Below are 5,305 nucleotides of genomic sequence, written 5' to 3'. Positions count from 1 at the left end.
CTCCTGATGTCCCCATGCCCCGCGCCGCGCGGCGTGGGGCACACCAGCGCCGCATTTCATGCGCGCGCATCATGCGGTCCAGCGGCGCCCGCCTGATTTTTTGCTTATATTCAGGCAATGATTTTTCGCAGCCCCATCCAGTTCTGCCGCACCTGCGGCACCGCCGTGGTTTACCGCATTCCCGACGACGGCGACACCCGGGAGCGAGCCGTCTGCCCCCAGTGCCACACCATTCACTATGAGAACCCGCTGAATGTCGTCGGCACCATCCCGGTGATGGACGACGGCCGCGTGCTGCTGTGCAAGCGCAACATCGAGCCGCGCCGCGGCATGTGGACCCTGCCCGCGGGCTTCATGGAACTCGGCGAGACCACGGCCCAGGGCGCCCAGCGCGAGACCGACGAAGAGGCCGGCGCCGATATCGAAATGGGAGCGCTGTTCACGCTGATCAGCGTGCCGCGCGTCGGCCAGGTCCACCTGTTCTACCGCGCCCGGCTGCGCGCCGAGAAATGCTATCCCGGCCCCGAGACCATGGAAGTGCAGCTGTTCGCGGAGCAGGACATCCCCTGGGAATATCTCGCTTTTCGCACCGTCAAGGAAACACTGCAGCACTACTACGCCGACCGCGCACGCGGCAGTTTCGGCATGCACTGCATCGACCTGAGCTAATTTTTCGGGAACCGGCGAAAGTCCGGCTGCTGGCCCATCTCTTGCTTGCATCTTGTCACAAATTCCCCATGCCGCGGGGCAGGTGAACAAGAAGTACGACAACCGAGCAGAGGAGCGCCATGACAAGCACAGACGAAGTTGGTCACGAGGTCGATACGGACAGTTTCATCCCCTTCATGCGCAAGGTAGCGCGCTGCGAGGACTCGCTGCGCGAGCTGCGGCTGATGTGGCGGTTGATCGAATCGTCGGCGAAGATGAACTGCCCCGAGGAGGCGCACAGCATCCTGCCGATGATGGCCGCCACGCGCGAAGGCTTCCAGCGGCTCGAAGCCGATCTGGTGCAGTCGCTGGTCGCCGAATCCCTGGGCGAAGTCCTGCGCGAGATCGGCACCCAGGCGCGGCATGTGATCGACATCCTGGTGCGCAACCTGTACGAGCGCACGGCCGATGTGGGGTTTCTCGCCACCGACCCGGTGCTGTGCCGGCTGGCCGCAGGCCTGGACGACGATGCCGAAGCGGTGTGCGCGCGCCTGCGCCAGTACCGCAGCAAGTACACCGTCTATGACGACATCCTGGTGCTAGACACCCAGGGCCGGGTGCTGGCGCGCATAGACGCCGCCACGCCGCTGCCCGAGAGCCAGGACGCGCTGATCGAGCAGACGCTGCGCAGCCCGCGCCATGTCGAGACCTTCCGCGCCAGCGACCTGCGCCCCGGCAGACGCCATGCGCTGATCTATTCGCAGCGGCTGCTGCACCCGACCACGGGCGAGCCCGCGGGCGTGCTGTGCCTGAGCTTTGCATTCGACGACGAGTTGCAGGGCATTTTCCACGCGCGCGGCGCGCAGGAAGGCCGCAGCCTGGCGCTGCTGGTCGATGCGAACCAGCAGGTGCTCGCCAGCAGCGACCCGCTGTGGGTGGAGGTGGGCGTCAAAGTGCCCGAGAACCTTTCCGGTTCCCCGCGGCTGTGGCCCCATTCGGGACGCACGTATCTGGTGCAGACCGTGGCCGCCGCGGGCTACCAGGGCTACCCCGGCCCGCCGGGCTGGAAAGGCCAGGTGATGATTCCGGTGGAACTCGCATTCCAGTCGCGCACGCGGCGCAGCGTCGACAGCCTGCCGCCGGCGATCATCCAGGGCCTGCTGGGCCATGCGCGCCAGTTCTGCCCGCCGCTGCACGACATCGTCACGGCCGCCGACACGATACGCCGCGTGGTCTGGAACGGCCAGGTGATGACGGCCGGTCAGCGCGAAGGCGCGCAGCGCCTGGCCGCGGTGCTTGAGCAGATCGGCGAGACCGGCGCCCGCACCAACGAGGTGTTCAGCCAGTCGATACGCGACCTCTACAACACCGTGCTCAGCGCGGCGTTGCGCGACAGCGAATTCCTCAGCCAGTTGCTGGTCGACCTGCTGGACCGCAACCTCTACGAGCGCGCCAACGATTGCCGCTGGTGGGCGCTGACGCCCGAGCTGCGCAACCTGCTGGCCGACCTGAAGCTGGGCATTGCCAGCGCCGCCGACGTGGCGCGCGCGACTGCCATTCTGGGCCAGATCAATGGCCTGTACACCGTCTATTCCCGGCTCGTGGTCTACGACACCAGCGGCCGCATCGTCGCGGCCAGCCATGACCGCCTGGCCAACGGCGCCAGCGCCGTGGGCCAGCGCATAGACGCCGACGCACTGGCCGCGGTGCTCGCGCTGCGCGGCGCGCAGGCCTACCATGTGAGCCCGTGGCGCGCGAGCGCGCTGAGCGACGACGCGCCCACCTATGTCTTTCATGCGGCAATCCGCGCGCCCGACGGTGCGCAGACCGCAAGCGCGGCGCCAGTGGGCGGCATAGGCATCGTCTTCAATTCGGCCGAAGAGCTCGCCGCCATGCTCGCCGGTGCCCAGCAGGCCGGCGAGCGCAACTGCACGGTGTTTGTCGATCGCACGGGACTGGTGCTGGCCAGCAGCAGCGCGCCAGCGGCGCCGGACGCGCGCACGGGGCTGCACATTGCCGTGGGCAGCCGGCTGGCGCTGCCGGCGCGCATGCTGCAGCTCGCGCCCGGACAAAGCGAGTCGCGCGCCATGGTGCATGCGGGCCACTATTGCATCGTCGGCTGCGCGGTGACGCAGGGCTACCGCGAGTTTCGCGCCAGCAGCGACGCGCCCCAGGCCGTGCTCGCGCTGTCGTTCACCTCGTTCGGCGCGGTGCTCGCCGATGCCGAAGCCGCGGTACTGCGCCGCACCACCCATGTGCTCGGCGACGGCGCCGACAACGCCAGGGGGAGCGACACGGGCGCCGGCCGCGAGATGGCGACCTTCTTCATCGATGCCCGGCCGTTCGCCGTGGATGCGGCCTGCGTGCTCGAAGCGCTGCCGGCCAGCGCCATCACCGCGGTCTCCGCGGGGCGCCTGCCCTATTGCCTGGGCACGCTCGCGCGGCGCGCGCAAGGCCAGGTCACGGGCTATGCCTGGGTATTCGATCTGGGCCATGTACTGCGCGGCACGCCATCGCCGATCACCGCGCAAAGCCAGGTGATCGTGATCGACGAAGGCCCGCTGGTGCTGGTCGAAACCCGTCGTGACCTGCGCGACATGACACTGCCGTTCGAGCAGTCCAGCAACGCTTAAATGCGCTGAAACCAGGGGCCTTCAGGGCCCCTGGTTGTTTCTGGACCTGTTGTTTCCATTGATTCCGTCACCGTCCATGCTGCTGCTGCTGTCCCCCGCCAAATCCCTCGATTACGAATCTCCGCTGCCCTCGGGCCTGAAGCACACGCTGCCGCAGTTCATCGCGCAGTCCAGCGAACTCATCGATGTGCTGCGCCGGCAGACGCCGCAGTCGCTGGCCGAACTGATGGGCCTGAGCGACAAGCTCGCCGCCCTGAATGTCGCGCGCTATGCGGCCTGGAGCCCCCAGTTCACCGCCGAGAACGCGCGCCAGGCGCTGTTCGCGTTCAATGGCGATGTCTATGAAGGCCTGCAGGCCGGCACGCTGTCCGCGCCCGACATCGCCTGGGCCCAGGATCATCTGGCAATGCTCAGCGGCCTCTACGGCGTGCTGCGGCCGCTGGACCGCATGCAGCCCTACCGCCTCGAGATGGGCACCCGTCTGGCAACGCCCGCGGGCAGCAACCTGTATGCGTTCTGGGGCCGGCAGATCGCCGAGCACCTGAACCAGCGCCAGAAAGATCAGGCCGACCCGGTCGTGGTCAACCTGGCGTCGCAGGAATACTTCAAGTCGGTGGACCGCAAGCACCTGCGCGCGCGCGTGGTCGAATGCGTGTTCGAGGACTTCAAGGCCGGCAAGTACAAGATCATCAGCTTCCACGCCAAGCGCGCGCGCGGCATGATGGCCCGCCATGTGGTGCAGCAGCGGCTCACGCGGCCCGCACAGCTGCAGGGTTTTGCGGCCGAGGGCTATGCTTTTGCCGACACCGCCTCGACGCCCGAACGCCTGGTGTTCCGTCGCCAGGCCGACTGATCGCACCGTACCGGGACACGCTTTCTTCGTTCAGGCGAAAATATGCGGTCCAGGCTCTGGCCGCTTTCCCCTGATTGCCATGCCCCATTCCATGACTTCTTCCTCGCCCGCGCAAGGCCACGTCGTTGCCAGCGCATCGCCGCAACTGCGCCAATGGATCGCCGAGCAGCGCCGCATCGGCGTGCTCGACGCCACGCTGCTCACGGCGATGACCGCCGCAGGCTGGAACGAAGCCGTGGCGCGCGCGGCCCTGCAGGCGCCGCCCATGGTGGTCGCCACGCCCAAGGTGCCGCTGCCCGAGCCCGCGCTCGTGGGCGAGCCCGGAGCGATCGACGTGGGTGACCGCGAAGTGCGCGTGCTGATGAGCATGAAGGGCCCGCGCGTGGTGCTGTTCGGCCAGATCCTGTCCGATGCCGAATGCGCGGCGCTGATAGCCGCCGCGCGGCCGCGGCTTGCGCGCTCGCTGACCGTCGAAACCGCGTCGGGCGGCGAGGAGATCAACGCCGACCGCACCAGCGACGGCATGTTCTTCCAGCGCGGCGAACTGCCGCTGGTGCAGCTGCTCGAAGCGCGCATCGCGCGGCTGCTCAACTGGCCGGTCGAGAACGGCGAAGGCCTGCAGGTGCTGCGCTACGGCCCGGGCGCCGAGTACAAGCCGCACCACGACTATTTCGACCCCGACGAGCCCGGAACGGCGACCATCGTGCGCCGCGGCGGCCAGCGCGTGGGCACGCTGATCATCTACCTCAACGAACCCGCACAGGGCGGCGCGACGGTGTTTCCCGAAGCCTCGCTGCAGGTCGTGCCCCAGCGCGGCCACGCGGTATTTTTCAGCTACGACCAGCCCGATCCCTCGACCCGCACGCTGCATGGTGGCGCGCCCGTGATCGCCGGCGAGAAATGGATCGCGACCAAATGGTTGCGCCAGGGCCGGTTTGACTGAGCTCCCCTTTTTCCGCGCGGCCGGGTGCCGCGCCTTTCCGAGATTCCCGCATGAACACGCCTGAACACTCGCAGCTGGGCAAGACCTCTGCGTACATCGACCAGTACGACGCCAGCCTGCTGTTTCCGCTGCCGCGCGCGACCAAGCGTGCCGAGCTGGGCCTGGGCGACCAGCCGCCATTCTTCGGCGCCGACCTCTGGACCGCGTTCGAGCTGTCCTGGCTGAACC

Annotated in this window: 4 protein-coding genes and 1 pseudogene; all 5 read left to right on the top strand. The window is 68.0% G+C overall.

Features of this window, described 5'->3' with window-relative positions:
- Positions 1 to 117: 117 nt before the first annotated feature.
- Positions 118 to 669 (top strand): NUDIX hydrolase, encoded by a 552-nt coding sequence (locus D3H34_RS30760; protein WP_119558635.1) that lies wholly within the window; start codon positions 118 to 120, stop codon positions 667 to 669.
- 119 nt (positions 670 to 788) lie between these two features.
- Complete coding sequence (locus D3H34_RS30755; RefSeq protein WP_147400529.1) at positions 789 to 3,281, top strand: chemotaxis protein CheW; 2,493 nt, start codon at positions 789 to 791, stop codon at positions 3,279 to 3,281.
- 76 nt (positions 3,282 to 3,357) lie between these two features.
- Complete coding sequence (gene yaaA / locus D3H34_RS30750) at positions 3,358 to 4,134, top strand: peroxide stress protein YaaA (RefSeq protein WP_119558633.1); 777 nt, start codon at positions 3,358 to 3,360, stop codon at positions 4,132 to 4,134.
- A 91-nt stretch (positions 4,135 to 4,225) separates the two neighbouring features.
- Positions 4,226 to 5,077 carry a 2OG-Fe(II) oxygenase gene (locus tag D3H34_RS30745; RefSeq protein WP_286186478.1) on the top strand — a complete coding sequence of 284 codons (852 nt, stop codon included), beginning with the start codon at positions 4,226 to 4,228 and terminating at the stop codon, positions 5,075 to 5,077.
- 50 nt (positions 5,078 to 5,127) lie between these two features.
- A pseudogene (locus tag D3H34_RS30740) lies at positions 5,128 to 5,305 on the top strand (NADPH-dependent 7-cyano-7-deazaguanine reductase QueF); the annotation flags it as partial.

The organism is Acidovorax cavernicola, from assembly GCF_003581445.1.
The sequence above is the reverse complement of the archived record's forward strand: the minus strand, read 5'-3'. Positions and strand labels throughout refer to the sequence as shown.